General features: G+C 66.3%; 24 protein-coding genes. 16 read left to right on the forward strand and 8 right to left on the reverse strand.

The annotated features are described in order from the left end of the window. The first annotated feature begins 106 nt into the window (after positions 1-106). Positions 107-463, forward strand: coding sequence for a DUF732 domain-containing protein (locus G6N44_RS25575; protein ID WP_163668877.1), 357 nt, complete (start codon positions 107-109; stop codon positions 461-463). 13 nt (positions 464-476) lie between these two features. On the opposite strand, the gene G6N44_RS25580 is transcribed toward G6N44_RS25575, so the two are convergent. From G6N44_RS25580 to G6N44_RS25595, 4 genes are all read right to left on the reverse strand, one after another. Next, on the reverse strand, positions 477-893 hold the full coding sequence (locus G6N44_RS25580; RefSeq protein ID WP_163668879.1) for a hypothetical protein: 417 nt from the start codon (positions 891-893) through the stop codon (positions 477-479). Positions 894-1,007: 114 nt separating this feature from the next. Beyond that, positions 1,008-2,840 carry a fatty acyl-AMP ligase gene (locus G6N44_RS25585; protein ID WP_163668881.1) on the reverse strand — a complete coding sequence of 611 codons (1,833 nt, stop codon included), beginning with the start codon at positions 2,838-2,840 and terminating at the stop codon, positions 1,008-1,010. Positions 2,841-2,934: 94 nt separating this feature from the next. After that, positions 2,935-3,465, reverse strand: a complete 531-nt coding sequence (locus G6N44_RS25590; protein WP_235682875.1) for a DUF4333 domain-containing protein — start codon at positions 3,463-3,465, stop codon at positions 2,935-2,937. After that, positions 3,462-4,895 (reverse strand): neutral zinc metallopeptidase, encoded by a 1,434-nt coding sequence (locus G6N44_RS25595; RefSeq protein WP_170309427.1) that lies wholly within the window; start codon positions 4,893-4,895, stop codon positions 3,462-3,464. The genes G6N44_RS25590 and G6N44_RS25595 overlap by 4 nt, the downstream gene beginning before the upstream one ends. Before the next feature lie 244 nt (positions 4,896-5,139). On the opposite strand from G6N44_RS25595, the gene G6N44_RS25600 reads away from it, so the two are divergent. The 7 genes from G6N44_RS25600 to G6N44_RS25630 all read left to right on the forward strand — a co-directional run bounded on the left by G6N44_RS25600 (position 5,140) and on the right by G6N44_RS25630 (position 11,844). Then, positions 5,140-5,727, forward strand: coding sequence for a peroxiredoxin (locus G6N44_RS25600; RefSeq protein ID WP_163668882.1), 588 nt, complete (start codon positions 5,140-5,142; stop codon positions 5,725-5,727). Between the two features lie 2 nt (positions 5,728-5,729). Then, positions 5,730-6,263 (forward strand): alkyl hydroperoxide reductase AhpD, encoded by a 534-nt coding sequence (ahpD, locus tag G6N44_RS25605; RefSeq protein ID WP_163668885.1) that lies wholly within the window; start codon positions 5,730-5,732, stop codon positions 6,261-6,263. 70 nt (positions 6,264-6,333) lie between these two features. Then, positions 6,334-7,680 (forward strand): MFS transporter, encoded by a 1,347-nt coding sequence (locus tag G6N44_RS25610; protein WP_276039245.1) that lies wholly within the window; start codon positions 6,334-6,336, stop codon positions 7,678-7,680. Then, positions 7,677-8,663 carry a LacI family DNA-binding transcriptional regulator gene (locus tag G6N44_RS25615; RefSeq protein WP_163668887.1) on the forward strand — a complete coding sequence of 329 codons (987 nt, stop codon included), beginning with the start codon at positions 7,677-7,679 and terminating at the stop codon, positions 8,661-8,663. The genes G6N44_RS25610 and G6N44_RS25615 overlap by 4 nt, the downstream gene beginning before the upstream one ends. A 101-nt stretch (positions 8,664-8,764) precedes the next feature. Then, on the forward strand, positions 8,765-9,967 hold the full coding sequence (locus G6N44_RS25620; RefSeq protein WP_163668889.1) for a cytochrome P450: 1,203 nt from the start codon (positions 8,765-8,767) through the stop codon (positions 9,965-9,967). 50 nt (positions 9,968-10,017) lie between these two features. Further along, on the forward strand, positions 10,018-11,037 hold the full coding sequence (locus G6N44_RS25625) for a phosphotransferase (RefSeq protein ID WP_163670341.1): 1,020 nt from the start codon (positions 10,018-10,020) through the stop codon (positions 11,035-11,037). Positions 11,038-11,106: 69 nt separating this feature from the next. After that, entirely contained in the window at positions 11,107-11,844 is a 738-nt protein-coding gene (locus G6N44_RS25630; RefSeq protein ID WP_163668891.1) for an SDR family NAD(P)-dependent oxidoreductase, read from the forward strand. Positions 11,845-11,943: 99 nt separating this feature from the next. Here the strand turns inward: G6N44_RS25630 and G6N44_RS25635 are convergent, their stop codons facing one another. From G6N44_RS25635 to G6N44_RS25645, 3 genes are read right to left on the reverse strand one after another with little or no spacing between them, the layout of a single operon-like run. Beyond that, positions 11,944-12,246 (reverse strand): hypothetical protein, encoded by a 303-nt coding sequence (locus tag G6N44_RS25635; protein WP_163668892.1) that lies wholly within the window; start codon positions 12,244-12,246, stop codon positions 11,944-11,946. Next, positions 12,243-13,745 (reverse strand): class I adenylate-forming enzyme family protein, encoded by a 1,503-nt coding sequence (locus G6N44_RS25640; RefSeq protein WP_163668895.1) that lies wholly within the window; start codon positions 13,743-13,745, stop codon positions 12,243-12,245. Before G6N44_RS25640 ends, G6N44_RS25635 begins: the two co-directional genes overlap by 4 nt. Further along, complete coding sequence (locus G6N44_RS25645) at positions 13,742-14,590, reverse strand: SDR family oxidoreductase (protein WP_163668897.1); 849 nt, start codon at positions 14,588-14,590, stop codon at positions 13,742-13,744. Before G6N44_RS25645 ends, G6N44_RS25640 begins: the two co-directional genes overlap by 4 nt. Before the next feature lie 255 nt (positions 14,591-14,845). Here G6N44_RS25645 and G6N44_RS25650 point away from each other — a divergent pair, with 255 nt between their 5' ends. From G6N44_RS25650 to G6N44_RS25665, 4 genes are read left to right on the forward strand one after another with little or no spacing between them, the layout of a single operon-like run. After that, positions 14,846-16,435 carry a methylmalonyl-CoA mutase family protein gene (locus G6N44_RS25650; protein ID WP_163668899.1) on the forward strand — a complete coding sequence of 530 codons (1,590 nt, stop codon included), beginning with the start codon at positions 14,846-14,848 and terminating at the stop codon, positions 16,433-16,435. Next, the gene (locus G6N44_RS25655) at positions 16,435-16,836 is read left to right on the forward strand and encodes a cobalamin B12-binding domain-containing protein (RefSeq protein WP_163668901.1); all 402 of its coding nucleotides are present in this window, start codon (positions 16,435-16,437) and stop codon (positions 16,834-16,836) included. The genes G6N44_RS25650 and G6N44_RS25655 overlap by 1 nt, the downstream gene beginning before the upstream one ends. Then, positions 16,833-17,789, forward strand: coding sequence for an LLM class F420-dependent oxidoreductase (locus G6N44_RS25660; protein WP_163668903.1), 957 nt, complete (start codon positions 16,833-16,835; stop codon positions 17,787-17,789). The genes G6N44_RS25655 and G6N44_RS25660 overlap by 4 nt, the downstream gene beginning before the upstream one ends. 50 nt (positions 17,790-17,839) lie before the next feature. Then, positions 17,840-18,856, forward strand: coding sequence for a CaiB/BaiF CoA transferase family protein (locus G6N44_RS25665; protein WP_235683130.1), 1,017 nt, complete (start codon positions 17,840-17,842; stop codon positions 18,854-18,856). Positions 18,857-18,912: 56 nt separating this feature from the next. Here G6N44_RS25665 and G6N44_RS25670 read toward each other — a convergent pair whose 3' ends face one another. Next, on the reverse strand, positions 18,913-19,224 hold the full coding sequence (locus G6N44_RS25670) for a 2Fe-2S iron-sulfur cluster-binding protein (RefSeq protein WP_163668905.1): 312 nt from the start codon (positions 19,222-19,224) through the stop codon (positions 18,913-18,915). A gap of 114 nt (positions 19,225-19,338) precedes the next feature. Here G6N44_RS25670 and G6N44_RS25675 point away from each other — a divergent pair, with 114 nt between their 5' ends. Genes G6N44_RS25675 through G6N44_RS25690 form a run of 4 tightly spaced genes read left to right on the forward strand, consistent with a single transcriptional unit; the run spans position 19,339 to position 23,357 of the window. Further along, positions 19,339-20,709 carry a class I adenylate-forming enzyme family protein gene (locus tag G6N44_RS25675; RefSeq protein WP_163668906.1) on the forward strand — a complete coding sequence of 457 codons (1,371 nt, stop codon included), beginning with the start codon at positions 19,339-19,341 and terminating at the stop codon, positions 20,707-20,709. Then, on the forward strand, positions 20,687-21,517 hold the full coding sequence (locus G6N44_RS25680; RefSeq protein ID WP_163668907.1) for an acyl-CoA dehydrogenase family protein: 831 nt from the start codon (positions 20,687-20,689) through the stop codon (positions 21,515-21,517). The genes G6N44_RS25675 and G6N44_RS25680 overlap by 23 nt, the downstream gene beginning before the upstream one ends. Continuing rightward, positions 21,504-22,592, forward strand: a complete 1,089-nt coding sequence (locus G6N44_RS25685) for an acyl-CoA dehydrogenase family protein (RefSeq protein WP_163668908.1) — start codon at positions 21,504-21,506, stop codon at positions 22,590-22,592. The genes G6N44_RS25680 and G6N44_RS25685 overlap by 14 nt, the downstream gene beginning before the upstream one ends. Further along, positions 22,593-23,357: an enoyl-CoA hydratase/isomerase family protein gene (locus G6N44_RS25690; protein WP_163668909.1), complete on the forward strand. Its 765-nt coding sequence runs from the start codon at positions 22,593-22,595 to the stop codon at positions 23,355-23,357. It abuts the gene before it with no gap. Positions 23,358-23,517: the final 160 nt, after the last annotated feature.

Here is a 23,517-nt window from a genome sequence, read left to right on the forward strand (position 1 = left end):
CGCCGACAAATGGACCGATATCGCCATCGGCGCGCCTTGTCGGTGGCAAGTGCCATTTTGTGGGGCTCGCAGTTGCGGGCATCCGAACAGAAGGAGGAGGTCCGCCATGAACACGCACCTACCGAGGCGGATCGTGACAGCCGCGGTGATCACGGGAGCGTCGGCCCTGTTGCTGGCAGTCCCTGCACAGGCAGACCAGTACGACTATGTCGCGCAAATCGACAGTCGCGGTGTGTACTACTCGTCGATCATCGGCGTGATTGACGACGGCAAGATGGTCTGCCGCATGCTGCGGGGTGGCGCCAGCGTGCCTGCGGCACTCAACTACGCCGCCGGCGACGGCTTCGCGGACTACGAGGCGGTCATCATCACCGTGGCTGCCGCGCAGAACATGTGCCCCGACGTCATGCCGATCCTGGCTGCGTACGCCAACGCCGATGCCGGTCCTGTCGCCCACACCTAGATGCGGCTGCACGCTAACTTGAGCACGCGCCCTCGAGCACGGTAAGAATTTCATTGAATTCCGCTGACGCATACAAGGACTCGCGAAGCGATGGCTTTAGCCCGGTAGCGCGTGGAGTGAGCTTGGCCATCTCGTCTGCCCGGTCGGCCATCGTGTCGGCTCGTTCGGCCAGGCCCGGGTCGCCGTGGATCTGATCAGCGAACCCATGTAGCTGAGCCGACCACTGCGTGTAATCAGCTGCGGTGACTTCGACCCCAGCATCCTTCTTGGAGATGACATCTTGGGCGAACTGCTTGTTGTAGTCGAGCATCGACCGTATGACGGCACAATCCGAGGCCGGACGATTGGAAAGCACGAATACGCTCGCAGCAAGCGCCAACGTCGCAACAAGGCCGATCCCGCCGAGAATCAGCCACTTACGTCGGGTCATCTACGACGCCTCTACGGTTCGGAGGGGAAAGCACCGAAATCAACGCTAGGGTCGCTCCACGCGTCGAAGCGCAACCATAGCGTTGCGCTCGGCGTGCAGAAGCCCAAACCAGCCCTACTTGTCGAACTTGCCGTTCAAATACTCGACGCGACAGGCATTTCGGGCGAGCTTGCCGCTCGTGGTCCGGGGGATGACGCCGGCGGCGACCATCCGTACATCGGCGACCCGGATCTGGTGATGGCGTGACACCGCAGCGCGGATCGCATCGACGATAGGGCCGGGCTCGGCGCGTCCGGCTCCGGCGGCGCGTTCGGCGACGATCACCAGTTCCTCGCCGCGGTCCCCGTTCACCGAGAACGCCGCGACGTAGCCCGAGCGCACTGCGGGTGACGCCGCGCTGACCGTGGTCTCGATGTCGTGCGGGTAGTGGTTGCGTCCGTCGATCAGGATCATGTCCTTGATCCGGCCGGTGAGGTACAGCTCGCCGTCGATGTAGACGCCGAGGTCGCCGGTGGCCAGCCAGTGCCCGTTGTCGGGGACCTCGGCGGCGTGACTGCCGGTTGTGAGCCGGGTCTGCAGCTTGTTGCCGAACACCCGCTGGCTTTCCTCGGCGCGGCCGAAGTACCCCTGGCCGACATTGTTGCCGTGCAGCCAGATTTCGCCGACGGTGCGGTCGGCCAGTTCGTCGCCGTCGGGGCCGGAGATCACGGCCCACTGGTTGGGAATCGGCTGTCCGCAGGACACGTGGGCCACCGCGCCGTTATCGGTGGGAGCGACGGTCACCGCGCGCCCGGCGCTGAGCTGGTCGCGGTCGAGGTACACGGCACCGGCCGCGGCACTCGGCGCGATGCTGGCTACCGACAGGGTGGCCTCGGCCATGCCGTAGGACGGCTTGATCGCGGTGGCGGGCAGCCCGTACGGGGCGAACGCGGAGGTGAACTTCTCGACGGCGGCCATGGTGACCGGCTCGGATCCGTTGAGGAGCGTGACCACGTTGGTCATGTCCAGCGTCTCGCCGGCCGGCGGCAGACCGCGTTCGGAAGCCAGCTCGAAGGCGAAGTTCGGGGCAGCGGCGAAGGTGCGCCCGTGGGCCGCCTCCTCGGCCAGTCGCTTGATCCAGCGGTACGGACGGCGGACGAAGGCCATCGGATCCATCAGGCTGATGTGGCCACCGCACAGCGCCGGGAACATGATCATGATCAGGCCCATGTCGTGGTACAGCGGCAGCCAGCTGACACTGCGGATACCGGTGTCGAGGTCGCCGGCCAGGACCATCTGGATGACATTGGTACACACGTTGCGGTGGGTGATCTCCACACCGGCGGGTGTGCGGGTGGATCCCGACGTGTACTGCAGGTAGGCGATGTCGTCGGTGTCGACCTCGGGGCTGACGTACATCTCGGCGAGCGTGTCCGGGACGGCGTCGACCGCGATCATGCGGGGCCGCTCGGCGGCGGGCAGGGTCTTGATGAAGGTGCGGACGGATTCGGCTGCGGCGGTCGTGGTGAGCACCACGGTGGGCTTGGCATCGGCCAGCACCGCGGCCAGTCGCTCGGTGTGACCGGCCAGCGCCGGCGCGAACAGTGGGACGGCGACGTTGCCGGCGTGTACCGCCGCGAAGAAGGCCGCGACGTACTCGACCCCCTGCGGGGCCAGGATCGCCACCCGGTCGCCGGGTTGAGTGACCTGCTGCAACCGTGCGGCGACAGCGCACACCTGTGACCACAGGGCGTTCCAGCTGAGCTCGATGGCTCGGCCGTCGGGATCCGTCGAATAGTCGAGGAAGCGGTAGGACGGCTCGTCCCCGTAGATCAACCGATTGCGATCCAGGAACGACGTGAGAGTGACGCCGTCGGGTACGACGATCGTGCCGTCGTCGCGGACGTAGTTCTCGATATTCGCCGTCGACGAATCAACGGCACTGGTTGTGGAGGGATCCCGACCCATAACCCGTAAGACTAATAGCGGTTCTAATAAAGCCTGGCAGCGCGGTCCGGTGTGGGTTCTCACGCGGTCTCGAAAGTGTGGCGTGCGTCTCTGTTCAGCGGGGTCCGTCGACAGCATAAGTGCCGTTATCGTCGGTGAACTCCACGATCACCCGGCGCAATGTGTTGTTGATCTCAACCGCGCACGTGAACGTCGAGCCGACCCGGACGACCGGATTCTTCCCGTTGTTGCACGCCACCGCGGCGACGCGGTTGGCCCCGTAGCCGTTGATCGGATCGGTCAGGATCTGTGCCACCCCGGCCTCGGCCTGACGGACGTCGAGCCGGGTGCCGTTGGTGTCCGCGCGGCTCCACGCCCAGAGCCCGGCACCGATCACCGCGACTGCCACGACGGCGATCACCGCACCGATGAGCAGGCGTCGGTCCCCGGGGCGGGGGCTGGGCCGCGGCGGCGGCGACGGCGGTGTTGCGGGCCGCGCACGGTGCGGCGGCTGCGGAGGCGACGGCGGTCGGGCCGGTGGGGGCATCCGCACCGGCCGGGGCGGTGGAGCGCCCGGTCGCGGCGTTCCACCCGGCACGGGCGCGCCGCCCGGCCGCGCCCACCATGGCTGTTCGGGGCCGCTCACGGGAACCTCTGGTAGCACTGTGCGTCATCGCCCTGCAGGCCGGACCGGTAGGCCAGGATGCGGGTGAACCCCGCCGGCAGAACCCGGCCGTTGACGTCGCTGGCGGCCAGCCCGTTGGTGAGCAGGCTGCTGATCGCCTCGTCGGTGTCACCGGCCGACAGCGTGATCGGCAGGCCGGGCTCGGCCATCCCGGCCTGACCCACACCGGTCAGGCAGCCGGTGCGCATCGCGGCCACGGGGGTGTCCAGCGTCAGGCCCTTCTCGTGTTGCACGGCCAAGGCGTACCGCGATGTCAGGACGGAGATCGCCGAGTTGTCGCCCTGCAGGAGCTCCTGTTCGTCGTTCTCACTTCTGGCTTCCCCCAAGGCTTTCAGTCCGTCCAGGTCGACGACGATGGTGTTGGTCGCCGGGCAATAGGACGCCGGTGGTGACGGTCCGGCGTCGGGGCACACGCTGGGCTCGGTGCTCAACGTGGGTGGATTGGTGGGTGCGTAGACCTGCCGCAGCGACTGCATGGTCTGGTCCAACAGGTTGGCGGTGATCGTGCTGTTGGCACTTTGCGGGCCGCCGAAGAAGTCGAGGAATTTGGGCAGATCACCACGGCGCTTGGTGATTTCGTCGGAGTCCATGGCCGCGCACTGGTCGACGTTGCCGCTGAAGCCGATCTGGAAGGCGCTGACCCGGTCCAGCGCGGACCCGTGTTCGTTTCCGGTAAGGGTGGCATCGATCCGGGTCATCAGGGGATCGCGGATGTAGATCAGCCCGGCCAGGACGTGGTTGAGTCCGTCGCCGGTGCTCAGTTCGAAGCGCGGCGATTTTCCGGCCGCCACCCAGCGAAGGTAGACCCCCGCCAGGCAATCGGCCTGCTGCTCGGCCACCAGTACGGGCGTGCCCTCGTTGATCAGCCGCGCCTGTTGCTGGACGGCATGACCGTATTCGTGGGCCATCACCCCGACCACGCCCATCTGGCCGAAGTACTGCGCTGCCACCGGAATTGCGACGCCCCGGTCCCAGGCCATCACGTCACTCTTGAGGCAGTAGAACGCATTGGTCAGGCCGACCGTGCTCTCCCCGCAGATCTCGATTCCGGGGGAGGCGTCGGAGTTGTAGGACACCAGTCGGGAGACGGGGGTGAAGGTTCCCGGCAGTGAGCCGCCGCTGTAGTTCTGTGACCAGAAGTCCTCGATGTCGTCGACGGCCAGCAGGGTCAGATCGTCGATCTGGCCGCCGTCGGTGTTCTCGGCCCGGCGGGTCGGAGCGGGTGCCTCGGGCCGGGTGCCGCTGTGGCCGTCGGTCACCGGCAGGCCGCCCACCCGGTCGGGTAGGAACAGCATCGACGTTGCCCTGCCTCCGATCACGGTGGCGTTCCCGCACCCGGCCAGCAGTGCCGCACAACAGGCCAGACCGAGCCACCAGCGAAGCCTCGCCAACTGATCCGCCTTCCACGCGATTCACCTCAGCCAGTTCTACCTGTTCGCGATGACATTCGGCGCGGGTCGTCGATGGCGGGTGCGGACTCGGCGGGCTGAACCGCGCGTGAGGCCCGCCTCACCCGGCCGTCGTTTGTGTCCACAATCACGGTCGAGGGATTTGCTATAACCGCCGGTGGGAGCCAGAATTGAGTTGTAAATCTGGAATCATTCCAGAAAGATATGCGAGATTGGAGAGGTTGCAATGGCACTCTTGTCGATTGGTTCTCAGTTCCCGGAATACGACCTGACGGCCGTGGTTGGCGGAGATCTGTCCAAGGTCGATGCCAAGCAGCCCGACGATTATTTCACGCGCGTCACCAACAAGGATGACGACGGCAAGTGGCGGATCATCTTCTTCTGGCCCAAGGACTTCACCTTCGTATGCCCCACCGAGATCGCCGCGTTCGGCAAGCTCAACGAAGACTTCGAGGATCGCGACGCCAAGGTGATCGGCGTTTCGGTGGACAACGAGTTCGTCCACTTCCAGTGGCGTGCACAGCACGAGGACCTGAAGAAGCTGCCTTTCCCGATGGTCTCCGACCTCAAGCGTGAACTCACCACTGCGGCCGGCGTGCTCAACGCCGACGGTGTCGCCGACCGCGCCACCTTCATCGTCGACCCCAACAACGAGATCCAGTTCGTCTCCGTGACCGCCGGTTCGGTGGGCCGCAACGTCGACGAGGTACTGCGGGTTCTCGACGCGCTGCAGTCCGACGAGCTGTGCGCCTGCAACTGGAAGAAGGGCGACCCGACGCTGAACGCCGGTGAGCTGCTGTCCGAGGCGGTGTAGTCGTGAGCATCGACAACATCAAGGAAGCACTTCCGGAGTACGCGAAGGACCTCAAGCTCAACTTCGGCAGCATCGTGAAGTCCACGGAGCTCAACGAGCAGCAGTTGTGGGGCGCGCTGGTCGCTACGGCGGCTGCCACCAAGTCGCAGCAGCTGCTGAAGGAGATCTCCGAGGACGCCCTCGACGTGCTGAGCGCGGAGGCGTACAACGCCGCCCTCGGCGCTGCCTCGATCATGGGGATGAACAACGTCTTCTACCGCAGCAAGGGTCAGCTCGACGGCCGCTATGACGACCTGCGGGCCGGGCTGCGGATGAACATCATCGCCAACCCGGGTGTGCCCAAGGCGGACTTCGAGCTGTGGTCGCTGGCTGTCTCGGCGATCAACGGTTGCTCGTACTGCCTGTCCGCGCACGAGACGGTGCTGCGCGACGCCGAGGTGTCCCGCACGGCGATCTTCGAGGCCATCCGGCTGGCGTCGATCGTCTCGGGGGTAGCCCAGGCGCTGCTCACCGCGGACGCGCTCGCCGGAGTCTGATGTAGAAGCCTCCGGGCTCAAAACCGAACAGATAAACTCGCCTCTCGAAATCCGAGAGGCGAGTTTTCTGTTGACGGAATCAAGAAGCGGCACCCGTGGCACCCGCATAGATGCCACCGTGCGCAAGGCGATCACCGGTGCGTCCATCGGCAATGCGGTCGAGTGGTTCGACTTCGCCATCTACGGATTCCTGGCGACCTACATCGCCGCGAACTTCTTCCCGACGGGAAACGAAACAGCCGCGCTGCTCAACACTTTCGCCATCTTCGCCGCGGCCTTCTTCATGCGTCCGCTCGGCGGGTTCGTGTTCGGCCCGCTGGGGGACCGATTGGGGCGCCAACGGGTGCTCGCCGTGGTGATCCTGCTGATGTCGGCCGCCACGCTGGGCATCGGCCTGCTGCCCACCTACGCCACCATCGGTGTGGCAGCACCGCTGCTGCTACTCCTGCTGCGGTGCCTGCAGGGATTCTCGGCCGGTGGCGAATATGGCGGCGGTGCAGTCTATCTCGCCGAATACGCAAGCAACCGACGGCGCGGGTTCACCGTCACGTTCATCGCGTGGTCGGGCGTGCTGGGCTTCCTGCTCGGCTCGGTCACCGTCACGCTGCTGCAGGCATATCTGCCGTCGGAGGCGATGGAGAGCTACGGCTGGCGCATCCCGTTCCTGGTGGCCGCACCACTGGGTCTGGTCGGCCTCTACATCCGGCTGCGACTCGATGACACCCCTGAATTCGCCAAGCTCGACGAAGCGGACCGGGTGTCGACCTCGCCACTACGCGAAGCCGTCGGCACGGCACGGCGCGCGATCCTGCAGGTCATCGGAATGTTCATCGTGTTCAACGTCGGCTACTACGTCGTCTTCACCTTCCTGCCGACCTACTTCATCAAGACCCTGCACTTCAGCAAGACCGAGGCATTCGTCTCGATCACCCTGGCCAGTCTGGTGGCGTTGATCCTGATCCTGCCGTTGGCCGCGCTGTCGGACCGGATCGGGCGCAGACCACTGCTGCTGGCGGGATCTGCGGGCTTCGTCGTGCTGGCGTATCCGCTTTTCCTGCTGATGAATTCGGGATCGGTGACGGCGGCGATCGTCGGGCACTGCCTGCTGGCGGCCATCGAATCGGTGTACGTCGCAACGGCGGTGACGGCCGGTGTGGAGCTGTTCGCCACCCGGGTCCGCTACAGCGGCTTCTCGATCGGCTACAACATCGCCGTCGCGTTGTTCGGCGGGACCACACCCTATGTGGTCACCTGGCTCACCGCGGCGACCGGCAACAGCCTGGCACCGGCGCTGTATCTGGTTGCCGCGGGCGTCGTCTCGGTTCTCACCGTCCTGACGTTGCGCGAGAGCGCGGGGCAACCGATGCGTGGCGTCGACGACCCGTCGGATCAGCAACGTGCCACGATGACACCGTGAGCACGACGAGAGGCCGCCCGACGAAAGCCGACGTTGCCAAGCTGGCCAACGTCTCCACCGCAACCGTCAGCTATGTCCTCAACAATGTCGAGGGACAACGGATCTCGGAACAGACTCAGGCCGCGGTGCGCAAGGCGGCCGCCGATCTGGGCTACCGGCCCAACCTCGCGGCCCGCAACCTCGCCGTCGGCGGCAGTGGTGTGGTGCTCTACATCGTGCCGCGGACCGACCTGGGCGAACTGCCCCTGGAGGTCGGCAGTCGCCTCACCACCGCGTTGGGCCGGCACGGCATCGTGCTGTCGATGCAGCTGGAGACGGACGACGGCCAGAACATCGTCGACGCGGTGGCGAGCCTCAACCCGGTGGCTGTCGCGGGCGTGTTCCCGCTCACCGGTGCGGCTGCCGCGGCTGTCGAGGCGGCGCGGATTCCGCAGATCTACCTGGGCAGCGAGAAGTTGCGCGCGCTCGGGTCGTTGCACCTGACCGTCGGAGCGATGCGGGTGGAACATCTCATATCGCGCGGCCACACCCGCCTGGCCTTCGCCTACTCCGGTGCCGATGTGCTGAGGCCATTGGGCGACTACTGGTTGTCGGGCCTTCGGGTGGCCGCCGCTGAACACGGCCTGCCCGAGATCGAGGTCGGCACCGTGGCCACCGACGGATCCGATGCGGCCAGCGTGGTGTCGGAATGGCTGTCAGCGGGTGTCACGGCCGTGTGCGCGCAAAGCGACGAGACCGCGTTCGTGGTGTTGCACGGGATACGTCGGGCCGGGGTGCGCTGCCCGGAGGACCTCGCGGTCATGGGGGTCGACGCGATACCGCTGGGTGCGGTGAGTTGTCCGCCGCTGACGTCAGTCGTGTTCGACGCCAAGACGATCGTCGATGCCGCAGTACCGGCCATGATGGCCGAACTCGGATATCCCACGCTCGCCGATGTCGAGGCCAGTGACCCCGCCGGGCTGATCGTGCGGGACACCACCTGAGCCGTACGCGGGACCGGCAGACGGGCCTTGTCCGGTGATTGTCCGGCGTGTAACTTACGCGTGTAAGTAACTCTCCGCAGCCCTCAGAGAGGCGGACCGCCGTGAGTGTGAGCACCACCAATGACGTATATTTCGATCCCTACGACGTCGAGATCAACGCCAACCCGTACCCGACCTTCGCTCGGCTCCGCGAGGAATCGCCGCTCTACTACAACGAGCAGTACGACTTCTACGCGCTGAGCCGGTTCGCCGATGTCAACAAGGGCCTCGTCGATCACGAGACCTTCAGCTCGGCCCGCGGCGCGATCATCGAACTGATCAAGGCCAACATCGACATACCTTCGGGCGCACTGATTTTCGAGGATCCGCCGATCCACACCGTGCATCGCAAGTTGTTGGCCCGGATGTTCACGCCGCGCAAGATCAACGCGCTGGAGCCCAAGATCCGCGAGTTCTGCGCGCAGTCGTTGGACCCGCTGGTCGGCAGCGGCGAGATCGACTTCATCAAGGACTTCGGCGCGATCATGCCGATGCGGGTGATCAGCGCGCTGCTCGGTATTCCCGAGGACGACCAGGAGATGATCCGCGATCACGGCAACGATCAGATGCGGACCGAGGCAGGCAAGCCGATGAAGGCGGCCCAGGACGGTCTGGTCGACGGTTCGATCTTCGAGACCTACATCGACTGGCGCAAGGACAACCCGTCCGACGACATCATGACCGACCTGCTCAACGTCGAGTTCACCGATGAGCACGGCGTCACCCGCAAGCTCACCCGCGAAGAACTGCTCATCTACATCAACGTGGTGGCGGGTGCGGGCAACGAGACCACCACGCGGCTGATCGGTTGGGCGGCCAAGGTTCTCGCCGAGCATCCCGATCAGCGTCGCCAATTGGTCGAGAACCCCGCGCTCATCCCGCAGGCCATCGAGGAGCTGCTGCGGTTCGAGCCGCCGGCCCCCCACGTTGCCCGCTACGTCACCCGTGACGTCGAGCTCCACGGCCAGACGGTCCCGGAGGGCAGCGTGATGATGATGCTCATCGGCGCGGCCGTCCGGGACGGCCGCCAGTTCCCGCCCGACGGCGAGGTTTTCGACATCCACCGCGAGCAGCGCCAGCATCTGGCGTTCAGCGTCGGCACCCACTACTGCCTGGGCTCGGCGTTGGCTCGGCTGGAGGGCCGGATCGCGTTGGAGGAGATGCTCAAGCGTTTCCCGGAGTGGGATGTCGACCTGTCCAACGCGGTGTTGTCGCCGACTTCGACTGTCCGCGGCTGGGATTCGATGCCGGCGTTTATCCGGTGACGGCCGCACTGACCGTCCCCAAGGACTGGACGCAGGTCACGCCCGAGTGGATGACGGCGGCACTGGCCGACCACCACCCGGGTGCGGTGGTGGACCGCGTGACGATCGACATGCGCGACGACGGCACCAACCGTCGGGCCCGCCTGTCGGTCACGTACTCCTCGGGTTCGGGACCTGCCACGGTGTTCGCCAAGGCCGTCGATCCCGGCCACAAGGAGATGATCAAGTACACCAGCGGGCTGCTCCATGAGCCCCGGTTGTTCAACTCCAAAGTTATTCTGCCGCTGGAACATCCGACGGTTTACGCCGCGCCGATCGACGAGGGCGACGAAGATTTCGTGCTGGTCATGGAGGATCTCACCGCCCGTGGTGCCGATCCGCGCGATGCGACCCGTCCACTGACCGTGGAGCAGGCCGCGAACGGGGTGCGCGGCCTGGCCCGGATGCACGGCGCGTACTGGGGTGAGCGCGTGCACCGGCCCGGCCTGGAGTGGCTGGAACCGTTCGAGCCGTGGGACGGCATGCAGTGGGCGCCCTTGCCCGCGGCGCTCGAGCGGTTGGGGGACGACGCCCCGGCCAGTGTGCACGCATTGACCATCGACCATCTGGTGGAAGGGATCTGGAAACCCTTCATCCGCACGTTGACCTCGCCCGGTACGTCCCAGACGCTGCTGCACGGGGACCCGCACATCGGGAACACCTACCTGGTGCCCGACGGTGATCTCGGGTTCCTCGACTGGCAGGTGGCCCGTCACGGCAACTTCTCCCTGGATCTCGGCTACTTCCTGCAGGGTGCGCTGACCACCGAGGACCGCCGGGTGTCCGAGCGTGCGCTGCTCGAGGAATATCGCGACGAACTCGGGCTGCCCGCCGACGAACTGCCGTCGCCCGACGAGATCTGGTTGCGCTACCGGGCATCGGTCGCCCACGGCCTGATGACCTGGCTGGCGACGGCCAGCGCGGGCGAGTTGTGGCAGCGTCCCGATATCGCGCTGGCGCTGGCGCAGCGGTATTCCGCGGCCTACGAGGACCTGCAGACCGCACAGGCGCTGGCCGATCTCACCGGTTAGTCCCGTCAAACGGACCGCCTGACGGGAATCGTCGATCCAGACTCCGGCCGAGCCACTACGGTGTCCGGCATGACAGGTGTGGTGGTGACAGGTGCAGCGTCGGGGATCGGCCGGGCCAGCGCGGAGGCGCTGATCGCAGATGGTCGGCGGGTTGCGTTGTGGGACATGGCGCCCGAGGTCCGCGACGTGGCCGAGGGTCTGGGAATGCCCTGCGCGGTGATCGACGTGTGCGACACCGGTGCCATGACGGCGGCCGTCGAGGAGGCGGCGCAGGCGCTCGACGGTATCGACGGACTGGTGCATGCCGCGGGGCGGGTACTTCCCGAACCGGTGGGCGCGTTCACCGAGGAGTCCTGGGACGCGGTGCTCGACGTGAATCTGCGTGCACAGGCACTGCTGGTGCAATTGTTGCTGCCACACCTGGAGAAATCCGCGAAGGACGGCGGATCACCGGCGGTGGTCGGCATCTCCAGCATCGAAGGCCTGGCCGCCAATCCGTTCATCCCGGCCTACTGTGCCTCCAAGGCCGGTCTGCTCGGTATGACGCGGTCGATGGCTGCGCAGTTGGGCCCGTCGGGAATTCGTGTCAACGCGGTATGCCCGGGCTTCATCCATACGCCGATGCTCCAGATGGCGCTGGATGTCGAGGAGCTCCGCGCGAGCTTCGAACAGGCCGCGCCGCTGGGCCGGCTCGGTCAACCCGACGAGATCGGGGCGGCCGTGGCGTTCCTGATGTCGCCGAAGGCGTCGTTCATCACCGGCACGCAGCTCGTGGTCGACGGGGGAGTGACCAGCCGTCACGCGTGAGTGGCCTGGCGAGGCACCGCGACGACGAATGGCCAGTTATGACACGTGAACTCGGAGAGTCTGTGTCGTAACTGGCCACTCAGCCGTTCTGGCCCGGGACTAGTCGCTGGCGGGAAGCGGCTTGGCTTCCTTGAGGCTGAGGGCGGTGCCGCCCACCGACAGGGTGCCGGCGCCGGCCTTGGTGACGAGCACCTCGGCACCGGCGTCGTCGACGTAGCGCTTGCCCATCAGGTTGCCGTCCGAGAACGCCGCGTCGATCGTTGCGCCCGAGTCCTTGTCGGCATCGAGCGCCACCATGGCCACGCCGCCCGCGCGGAGATCGTCGAGGCTGTCGGCGCTACGCACCACGATGACCTGGGTGTCGCACACCTGGCTCTGCAGGCGGGTGCCGTTCTTGATCATGCTGACTCCTTAGAGATCGGTGCGAGTTCCTCGACGAGTTGGCGGCGCAGGACCTTGCCGGTCGGGTTGGTGGGCAGTTCGTCGCGGAACACCACCCGGTCGGGGGTGCGCGATCCGCGCAGTTGGCTGCGGACATGTTCGCGCAACGCGTCCGGGTCGGGGGAAGTGCCCTCGACGGGCACCACGACGGCCACGATGATCTGTCCCCACTGGGGATCCTCGGGCCCGACGACGGCGACGTCGCGGACTTCGGGATGTTCGACGAGGACGTCCTCGATCTCGGCCGGGGCGATGTTCTCGCCGCCGCGGATGATGGTGTCGTCGGATCGTCCGCCGATGAACAGGTAGCCGCCCTCGTCGAGCATGGCGACATCCTTGGTGGGGAACCAGCCTTCGGCGTCGAGCACCGAGCCGATGTCGGTGTAGCGTCCCGACACCTGCTCACCGCGCACGAACAGCTCGCCGGTCTCGCCGGCGCCCAGCACGGTGCCGTCGTCGGCACGGATCTGTACCTCGATGCCGGGCACCACCTGGCCCACCGAGCCGAGCCGCCGGGCGGCGGACGCGTCTTCGGCGGCCAAGGCCTCGCGGTGATCGTCGGGGCCCAGAACCGCGATGGTGGAACTGGTTTCGGTCAAGCCGTAGGCGTTGACGAAGCCGACGTTCGGCAGCAGCTGCAGTGCCTTGCGGACCAGGGGTAGCGCCACCTTGGAGCCGCCGTAGGCGAGGTTGCGCAGGGTGGGCAGCTCGAGGCCGGCTTTCTCCAGCGCGGTGACGATGCGGTCGAGCATGGTCGGTACGACGGTGGCGGACGTGACGCCTTCGGTGCGCACCAGATCGACCCACTGGTCGGCGTCGAAGTGCCGCAGATACACCATCTTCCGGCCGGCGTACAGGTTCGACATCGCCGCGCTGACCCCGGCGATGTGATACGGCGGGACGCAGATCAGGGCCGCGTCTTCGGATGCCGCCGAGGCGAATTCGACGGTGCCGGTGATGTAGCTCGTCAGGTTGTTGTGGGTGAGCTCGACGGCCTTGGGACGCGAGGTGGTGCCCGAGGTGAACAGCACGACCGCGACCGCGTCGGGATCGGCGAACTCGGCGGCGGGCTCGGCAGTCCGGGCGGCGGCCAGGAACTCCTTGGAGGTCATGACCTGCTTGCCTGTCCCGGCGACAACGTCGGCGTATTCGGCGTCGGCGACCACCAGCGCGTCGGGCAGGCGCTCGATGAGCTCGTGCAGGCCGTCGCGGCTGAGCCGGTAGTTCAGCGGGGTAAATGGGACGGCGGCACGGGCCGAGGCGAACAGCAGCAGCGGCAGCAGCGCGCCGCCGGTGCCGACGTAGGCCACGTGAGCGGCCCCGGAGGCCGCGATGACACCGGCGCCGCCGTCGGCCAGGGTGCTGAGTTCCTCGGTGGTCAGGCGGAGGTCGTCGGACACCACCGCAGTGCGGTCGGGCCCGCCCGAGACCGCCATCTCCAGCAGTAGCGAGATGCTCATAGGCCCTGTCCCGGCGCGTCGATGAAGATGTCGATGATCGGATTATCCCCGCCGCCGTAGCGGGAGAGGTCGGTGACACCGGAGGAGGCGAGTACCTCCGAGTCGATGAAGGTCTGACCGCTCACCTCGGCCGCCGGGCGGGACAGGATCTCCACGGCCGCATCCGCCATGATCTCGGGGTTGCGGGAGCGCGTGGCCATCGTGTCGCCATCGGCCAGATTCGTCACCGCCGCGGTGGCGATGTAGGTCTCGGGCCACAGGCAGCTGAAACCGATTCCGGCGTCCGCATACTCGGCGGCCCAGCCCAACGACAGCAGCGTCATGCCGTACTTGGACAGGGTGTACGACGGGTGGGCGCCCAGCCAGTAGGGGTTCATGTTCATCGGCGGGGCGAGCGTCAGCACCTGGGGATTGGCCGACTTGCGCAGGTGCGGCAGTGCGGCCTTGGTGAGCAGGAAAGTGCCGCGGACGTTGATGTCCATCATCAGGTCGAACTTCTTGGCCGACAACGACTCGGTGGCGTCGGTGGAGATGGCGCTGGCGTTGTTGATCACGATGTCGACGCCGCCGAAGTGCTCGACTGCGGTCTCGACCGCGCGGGCCACGTCCTCTTCCTTGCGGACATCGCCCACGACCGCGACACCCTTGCCGCCGGCGGCCTCCACCTCGGCCACGGCGGTGTAGACGGTGCCGGAGAGCTTGGGGTGGGGTTCTGCGGTCTTGGCCAGCAGCACCACGTTCGCCCCGCGGCGGGCCGCGCCGAGCGCGATCGCCAGCCCGATCCCGCGGCTGCCGCCGGACACGACCAGCGTGCGATCGGTGAATGACTCTTGCTGGCTGGACATGGTCCTCCTCGTCGAGCGCAGCGTCCGCTATGCGCCGTGTATCAACCGTACTCAAATGGTATTGGCATTCTCATTTTTAGCAAGTGGCGTAATCGTCGGATGGGGCGCCTGCCGAATCGGCGTCCACCAGACCCGTTCGCCCCCGCGCCGACGAGGCCTAGGTGTGCAGGTCGGAGCGCTCCCGGCCAGTACAGGCGCCACATTTCCACCATGCGGTATTGGCATTCTCATTTTTAGCAAGTACGTTATCCACTGATGAGCGAGCAAGATGTCTCTCGTGTAGAGACCCCATCTGGCATCCCGCTGGCGCCCGTCTACGGACCGGACGACCGTGCGGTCGAGCCCCCTGCGCCCGGGACCTACCCCTTCACCCGAGGCAACTTCGCCTCCGGCTACCGCGGGAAGACCTGGACCTTCCGGCAGTACTCGGGCTTCGGTACCGCCGAGGAATCCAACCGCCGATACCGCTACCTGCTCGACCAGGGTGGGACGGGCCTGTCGGTGGCGCTGGACCTGCCGACGCAGTGTGGCTACGACTCCGACGACGAAGAATACGGGGAAGAGGTCGGCCGCGTCGGCGTCGCCGTCGATACTCTTGCCGACGCCGAGATCCTGTTCGACGGCATCCCGCTGGACAAGATCAGCACCAGCTTCACCATCAACGGCACCGCGGCCATCCTGCTGGCCTTCTACGTCGCCGCAGCCGAGAAGAAGGGTGTGCCGCGCGAGAAGCTCACCGGCACCATCCAGAACGACATCCTCAAGGAATACGCGTCGCGCGGCACCTGGATCTGGCCGCCCGAGCCGTCCCTGCGGCTGATTGCCGACACCATCGAGTTCTGCGCGGGTGAGGTGCCCCGGTTCAACGCCATCTCGGTAGCCGGTGCGCACTTCCGCGACGCGGGCGCCAACGCCGTACAGGAGATGTCGTTCACCCTGGCCGACGGTGTCACCTATTGCGACACCGTCGTCGAACGCGGCCGGATGACGATCGACAAGTTCGCCCCGCAGATTTCGTTCTTCTTCTACACCCACGGTGACTTCTTCGAGGAGATCGCCAAATACCGTGCGGGCCGGCGTCGTTGGGCCACGATCGTGCGCGAGCGCTACGGCGCGACCACCGACAAGGCCTCGATGTTCCGGTTCGGCTGTGTGGCCGGCGGAGCCTCGCTGTATGCCCCGCAGGCACAGAACAACCTGGTCCGGGTGGCCTACGAGTCGATGGCAGCCGTGCTCGGCGGTGTGCAGTCGATGTTCACCGCCGCCTGGGACGAACCGTTTGCCCTGCCCAGTGAGGAGTCGGCCACGCTGGCCCTGCGCACCCAGCAGATCCTGGCGTACGAGACCGGCGTGACCAAGGTGGCCGATCCGCTCGGCGGGTCCTACTTCGTCGAGGCGCTGACCGATGCCACCGAGGCCAAGATCATCGAGATCATGGACGACTTGGAGAAGCACGGCGGGATGGTCCGCTGCATCGAGGACGGCTATCTGCAGGGCCTGATCGCCGACGAGGCGTACAAGATCCACCAAGAGACCGAGTCGGGTGAACGTCCGGTGGTCGGGGTCAATCGGTTTGTCACCGACGAACCGGCGCCCGACATCGACACCTACGAGCTCGATGCCGAGGGCCGTGATCTACAGCTGAAGCGGCTGGCGAAGGTCAAGGCCGAGCGCGACGACGTTGCGGTCAAAGAGACATTGGCCGCGTTGGCCAGGGGCGCCGAAGGTGACGACAACCTGATGCACCGGTTGATCGACTGCGCCAACGCCTATTGCACGGTGGGAGAGATGGTGACGACGTTGAAGTCCGTGTGGGGCGAGTTCCAGCAGCCGGTGGTTTTCTGATGGCAACACGTGTTCTGGTCGCCAAGCCGGGTCTCGACGGTCACGACCGCGGGGCCAAGATCGTCGCCCGTACCTTGCGTGACGCGGGTTTCGAGGTCATCTACACAGGTATCCGGCAGCGCATCGAAGACATCGTCTCGATCGCTCTGCAGGAAGACGTTGCCTTGGTGGGACTTTCGATCCTGTCCGGCGCGCACGTCGCGCTGACCACCCGGACCGTCGACGCACTGCGGGCTGCCGAGGCCGGCGACATCGCGGTCGTCGTCGGCGGCACGATCCCACAGTCCGATGTCCAGAAACTCCTCGATGCCGGTGCGGCCGCGGTGTTCCCGACCGGAACGTCGCTCGAAACTCTGGTGACCGATGTTCGTGCGCTGACAGAAAAGGTTTCGGAGTCATGAGGCTGGGTGTGATGATCGGGGCCGAGCGCGGCGATATGGCCCGCAAGGTTTCCAAGCTTGTCTCCGACATCCAGTGGGCGGAATCAGCCGGGCTGGACAGTGCATGGATGCCGCAGGTGCCCAACGACTTCGACTGTCTGACGATGGTGGCGTTGATGGCGGCCAACACCAGCCGCATCGAGCTCGGTACCGCGGTGGTGCCGCTGCAGGCCCAGCACCCGGTCGCGCTGGCCAGGCAGGCGCTGTCGGTGCACGCGATGTCCGCGGGTCGGTTGGCACTGGGTGTCGGACCCTCGCATCACTGGATCGTGCGCGACATGCTGGGTCTGCCCTACGAGAAGCCCGCTGCCTACACGCGTGACTACCTTCAGGTGCTGAACACCGCCATCGCCGGTCCCGGACCCGTTGATGTGGAGAACGATTCGTTCACCGTGCACAACCCGACGGTGCTCGCCGCCGACACCCCGATGCCCGTGCTGGTATCGGCCTTGGGCCCGGTGATGCTGCAGATCGCCGGTGAGCATGCCGACGGAACCTCACTGTGGATGGCCGACGAGAAGGCGATCGGCGAGCACATCGCGCCGAAGATCAACAAGGCCGCGGCCGAAGCGGGCAAGCCCGCACCACGGATCGTCGCGGGCATCCCCGTCACGTTGTGTGCCAACTCCGAGATCGAGGCTGCCAAGGACCGGGCCAACCGGATCCTGGCCGAGGCCGAGACATCGCCGAATTACCAGCGGCTGCTGGACCGGGGTGAGGCCCGCAATGTCGGCGACCTATGCGCCGCCGGTGACGAGGATTCAATCCTGAAGCGGTTCAAGCAGTTCGCCGATGCGGGGGTGACCGATCTGTCGGTGCGGTTGCTGCCGATCGGGGAGACCCGTGACCAGCTGATCGCGTCGAAGTACCGAACGCGTGAGGTGATCGCCGAGCTGGCCAAGGCGGTCAGGTGAATTCGTCGGCCGGGCCCCTGGCGGGTATCCGCATCATCGAGGTCGGTGTGATGCTGGCCGGCCCGTACGCCACCATGATGCTGGCCGATCTCGGTGCCGAGGTGATCAAGGTCGAGCCACCGGGCGGGGAGATCTCCCGTCAGGTCAGCGACAGCTATTTCGCCAGCCTCAACCGGGGTAAGCGCAGCATCTGCCTGGATCTCGCCTCGGAGTCCGGTCAGGCGAAACTCGGTGAGCTGGTGGCTGATTCGCATGCGCTACTGGTGAACATGAAGCCGTCGGTGATCCGCAGGCTGGGCCTGACCTATGAAGCGCTGTCGCGGTTCAATCCCAAGCTCGTCTGTGTCGCGATGACGGGATTCGGGCTGGACGGGGGAGACGACCCGGCATTCGACTACGTCATCCAGGCCGCCACGGGCGTGGCCGCGATGACCGGTGACCCTGACGGCCCGCCCACGCTGCCGGGCTACTCCTCGGCGGACAACTCGACGGGGCTGACCGCTGCACTGGGCCTGCTGGCGATGATCGTCTCCGGCGACGGTGGCCAGGTGGACGTCTCGCTGCGTGACGTCATGCTCTCGCAACTGAACTACCGCGCCTCGGCGTACCTCAACGACGGTGCCGCGCCGCGCCGCCACCCCTTCGGTGCGCATTCGTATTACGTTCCGGCGCAACTGTTCCCGACCGCCGACGGCTACCTGGCGTTGTTCATCACCCATGACGGGTTCTGGAAGTCGTTCGCCGGTGAAGCTGGCATCGCGGGTTTCGAGACCATGGCTGAGCGGGCCGGCCGGCGCGATGAAGTTCTCGAGGTGGTGACGGCCGAGCTGGCCACCGATACCGCCGCGAGCTGGGAGTCACGGCTCAAGCCGCTCGGAATTCCGGTGGCTGCAGTGCGCACGTTGCCCGAAGCGCTGACCGCGACACCGGAGGTGCTCGTCACCGCGGGGGATTTCCAGTTGGTCGGCAGCCCGGTGCATATCGCCGGGTACACGCCGGAGTACCGGCCTGCGCCGGTGTTCGACGAGTACGGCCAGAGTTCGCCGGTTTCTGCGTCGGGGTCGTGACCGCTTGATCTGTGCAACCCTGCGGTAGAAACCGGCGGTCGCCGTGACCGGCGGGCTCAGTCCTCGTCGTAGGAGACCGTCACCGAATCGCAGTCCGGGACGGCCTGGCAGGTCAGCACGTAGCCCTCGGCCACCTCGTCGTCGTCGAGTGCGTCGTTGACCCGCATGGTGGCGGTGCCCTCGAGGAGCTTGGCCATGCAGGTGCCGCAGTTACCGGCCTCGCACGAGAACGGCGGCGTCATACCGGCCCGGCGTGCGCTCTCCAGCAGTGTCTCGCCCTGCCTGCGCGGCACGGACAACTGCTCGCGGTCGAAGACGATCGTGACCTTGCCGTCCACTTCGCTGCCGGCCATCGCTGCTGCGGTCATGCTGCTCCCCTGTGCAAGTACGTTCTGATATGAAGAGAATACCATTCTCGCTAACTGATAGTATCTTCTCGTTGTGCTCGGTGCCCAGCGTTGGCTGGGGAAAGGGGTTGGATCTTGAGTGGCCCCGCCGTGCTCGCATTCGACGACCGCGAGTACACCCTGGCCGAGCTCGACGCGCTGACCAGCGGGATGGCCACCGCCCTGGAACACCGCGGTGTCCGCGCGGGTGATCGTGTCGCCATGATGTCGTCCAACCGTCCCGAATTTGTCGTGGCGCTACGGGCGATCTGGGGCCTGGGCGCGGTCGCGGTGTTGATCAGCCCGGCCTGGAAGGCTGCCGAGGTGGCCCATGCCCTTGCCCTGACAGCGCCCGGTCATGCGGTGGGTGATCACGAGGTGCTGGCCGCGCAGATGCCCATGCTGCATCTGGATGAGCCGATCACCCCCGGCCGGCGACAGTTCGATCCGCCCGACCCGGACGGCGACGCCCTGTTCGTATTCAGTTCGGGAACCACGGGCCTGCCCAAGGCGGTCCGGCACACCCATCGCGGGTTCGCCGCGGCGGTCGAGCACTGGCGTGACGCGCTGGGTTTCACCGACGCCGACCGCATGCAGATCATGACGCCGCCGTCGCACATCCTCGGCCTGCTCAACATCGCCATGGTTCTCGACACCGGCGCCTGGATGCGCCTGCACCGCCGGTTCGACATCGATGCCATGCTGCGCCATATCGAATCCGACCGGGTCACGATCGAGATGGCAGTGGCGCCAATCGCCTTGGCGTTGGCTTCTCATCCCGACCTCGAGCGCTACGATCTGTCTTCGCTGCGGTATGTGATGTGGTGTGCCACCCCGGTGACCCGCAGCGTCGCCGAAGCCGTCACCGAACGAACCGGGGTGCGCTGGCTGACCGCCTACGGCACCACCGAGCTTCCGGTGATCGCGTGTAATCCACTGGACGCCACTCACATCGACACGGTCGGCACCCCGGTGAGTGGGGTCGACGTCCGTATCGGTGAGGACGGCGAGATCCAGGTGAGATCCGCCTCGGTGATGGCCGGTTACCTGCCGAAGGACGCCACGGCGGGCGCATTCTGCGATGGCTGGTACCGCACCGGGGACATCGGTTACCTCGACGACGACGGATACCTGCACATCACCGACCGTTCCAAGGAGATGGTCAAGGTCCGTGGCTTCCAGGTGGCGCCGGCCGAGGTCGAGGCCGTGCTGCACGGCCATCCGGCGGTCACCGACTGCGCGGTGTTCGGTGTGACCGACTCGGCCGACGGCGAGGCCATCGTCGCCGCCGTGGCCACCCATTCTGCGGTGTCAGCCGGGGAGCTCATCGACCTCGTCGGTGAGCGGCTGGCCTCGTACAAGCGGCCCAGCCGCGTGGAGTTCGTAACCGAGATACCCCGGTTACCTTCCGGAAAGGTATTGCGACGAGTGCTGAAGGAGCGGCATGGACGTTCGTCTGACGTCTGAACAGCAGCAGCTGCGAGAGGCCGCTGCGAAACTGGCCGACGACCTCGGACCGGATGCGGTCGGTGAGTTATCGGATGAGGGCCGGATAGCCCGGTTGGAAAGTACGGTCGCAGCCACTGAGTGGCGCACCCTGCGTTCCGACGGCGCCTCCGGTGTGGAAGTGGCGATCGTCGCCGAGGAGTTCGGGCGCGGTCTTGTCGACGTGCCGTTCCTCGGACCGGTACTGGCCGACGATCTGGCCCGTCGGCTCGATCGTGAGGTCGCGGTGGGGTCCGAGGAAGCGGCCACCGCCGGTGTGGATCTCACCCGCAGCACGGCGGGTGTGGTCGAGTCGCCCGCCGAGCTCGGTGAACTGTCGAGCGAGGAGGCCCTGCGTTGGCAGGCGCTGGCGCTGGCCGCCACTAGCGCCGACCTGGTCGGTGCCGCCCGCGGCGTGCACGCGCTGGCTGTCGATTACGCGAAAGTCCGTGAGCAGTACGGCTCGACGATCGGCTCGTACCAGGCTGTCGCGCATCTGCTGGCCGAGGGCCTGGCCTTGATCGAGGGTTCGATCAGCGTGCTGCGCCACGCGGCATGGGCAGTCGACGAGTTGCCCGGGGAGGACGCCGTCCGGGCCGGAAAGATCGCCAAGGTCTACTGCGCCCGCGCCGCACGGACCGTGTGCGAGACCGCGATCCAGGTGCACGGCGGTATCGGAAACACTTGGGAATGCCTGGCGCATGTGTATCTGCGTCGGATTCTGGTGGCCACCGAGTTGTGGCCCGTCAAGCTAGAGGACTTGGAGGTCACTGATCTTGGACTTTCGTGATTCATCTGAGGAAGCTGCCTTCCGGGACCGGCTGCGGACCTGGCTGGCGGACAACGCCGCATCCTTCAAGGCATCGGGCGACGATTACTGGGCCCGGATGGGGGAGTGGCATCAGGCCCTCTATGCCGCAGGGTTTTTCGGCACGTCGTGGCCCAAGGAGTTCGGCGGCCAGGATCTCGCGCCGGTCTACGACGTCATCGTCGACGAGGAGCTGGCCCGGGCCGGTGCACCGCCGCGGCCCAGCCTCGGCTACCTGGTGGTCGGCCTGGGCCATCACGGCAGCAAGGAGCTTCAGGAGCGGTTCCTGCCGGGCATGATCAACGGCACCGAGCGGTGGTGCCAGGGCTTTTCGGAGCCGGGCGCCGGTTCGGATCTGGCCTCGCTGACCACCACGGCGACGCGCGACGGCGACAACTACATCATCAACGGACACAAGATCTGGACCAGCTACTCCGATGTGGCGGACTGGTGCCTGGTGCTGGCCCGCACCGACAAGGACGTGGCGCGGCATAAAGGCATCTCGGCCTTCATCGTGTCCATGCACCAGGACGGCATCGAACAGCGCCCGTTGCAGATGATCAACGGTGTCACCACCGAATTCGGCCAGGTGGCGTTCGACGGTGCGGTGGTGCCGGCTTCGAATATGGTCGGTGCGCCGGGCGACGGTTGGCGCCTTGCCATGACGGTGGTCAGCCATGAGCGCGAGCCGTCGACCCTGGGGTATTCGGCACGGTACGGAAAGCTGGTGCGTGAGATGGCTTCTCGCGTGTCCGGCAAAACGCCAGAGGACCTCGCCTGGGCCGGGGTGCAGGCCGAGATGTTGCGCTTGCACGTCCGCCGACGGCTGTCCGAGCAACTCGACGGCATCAAGCACGGGCCGGACGGCTCGCTGGACAAGCTGTTGATGACGTGGGTCGAGCAGTCCGTCGGGCATGCCGCTCTCGCGGTGACCGGAACCACTGATCCGGAGCTGCTCAGTGCGTATCTGTACAGCCGCGCCCAGAGCGTCATGGGCGGCACGTCGCAGATTCAGAAGAACATCATCGCGTCGCGAATCCTCGGATTAGGGGTCTAAATGTACGGAATGCCAGACGAAATCGATGTGCAGGCCGATGGTGCCCTGCGCATCATCACGTTGAACCGCCCCGATGCACTGAACGCGGTCAACGACAACCTGCATGTCGGACTGGCGCGGCTGTGGGAAGCGCTCAACGAGGATGCCGAGGCGCGTGCCGCGGTGATCACCGGTGCGGGACGGGCCTTTTCGGCCGGGGGCGACTTCAACTACCTCGACGAACTGCGCCGCGATGAGGCCCTGCGCCAGAAGACGATCAAGCACGGCCGCGACCTCGTCATCGGCATGGTGCGTTGCCGCATTCCGGTGGTGGCCGCGGTGAACGGCCCGGCCGTCGGCCTGGGCTGCAGTCTGGCCGCGCTGTCGGACATCGTCTACATGGCCGAGACCGCGCACTTCGCCGATCCGCACGTGCAGATCGGACTGGTGGCCGCCGACGGTGGTCCGCTGGTGTGGGGTTCGCAGATCAGCCTGTTGCAGGCCAAGGAGTTTGCGCTCACCGGTGTCCGGATCAAGGCCCAGCGGGCGTTGGAACTGGGCCTGGCCAACCATGTGGTCGAGGATCCGCTGGCCGAGGCGATTGCCTGCGCCAAGAAGCTCATCGACCTGCCCAAGCAGGCCGTCGAGGCCACCAAGCGGTTGATGAACATCCAGTTGGAGCAGCAGGTGATGGCGTCGCTGGACTACGCCAACCTGGCCGAGTACGTGTCGTTCGGCACCGCTGACTTCAATCGGATCGTCGACGGGCTCATCGCCAAGGGTTAGCGCCGGCTACCCGCCGTGCGTGGTTGGGGCGCAAGCTGTTACGCGCGGCGCGGAGGTCGGTGGCGGCCGGGACGTCACATCATCTCGCCAATAGTGGTACTGCCGGTGGTATCACGTTTCGAGACGGCATGTCGACACCCTCGTGGTGCTGGTGTTACAG

This window comes from Mycolicibacterium alvei, from assembly GCF_010727325.1.
GTDB lineage: Bacteria > Actinomycetota > Actinomycetes > Mycobacteriales > Mycobacteriaceae > Mycobacterium > Mycobacterium alvei.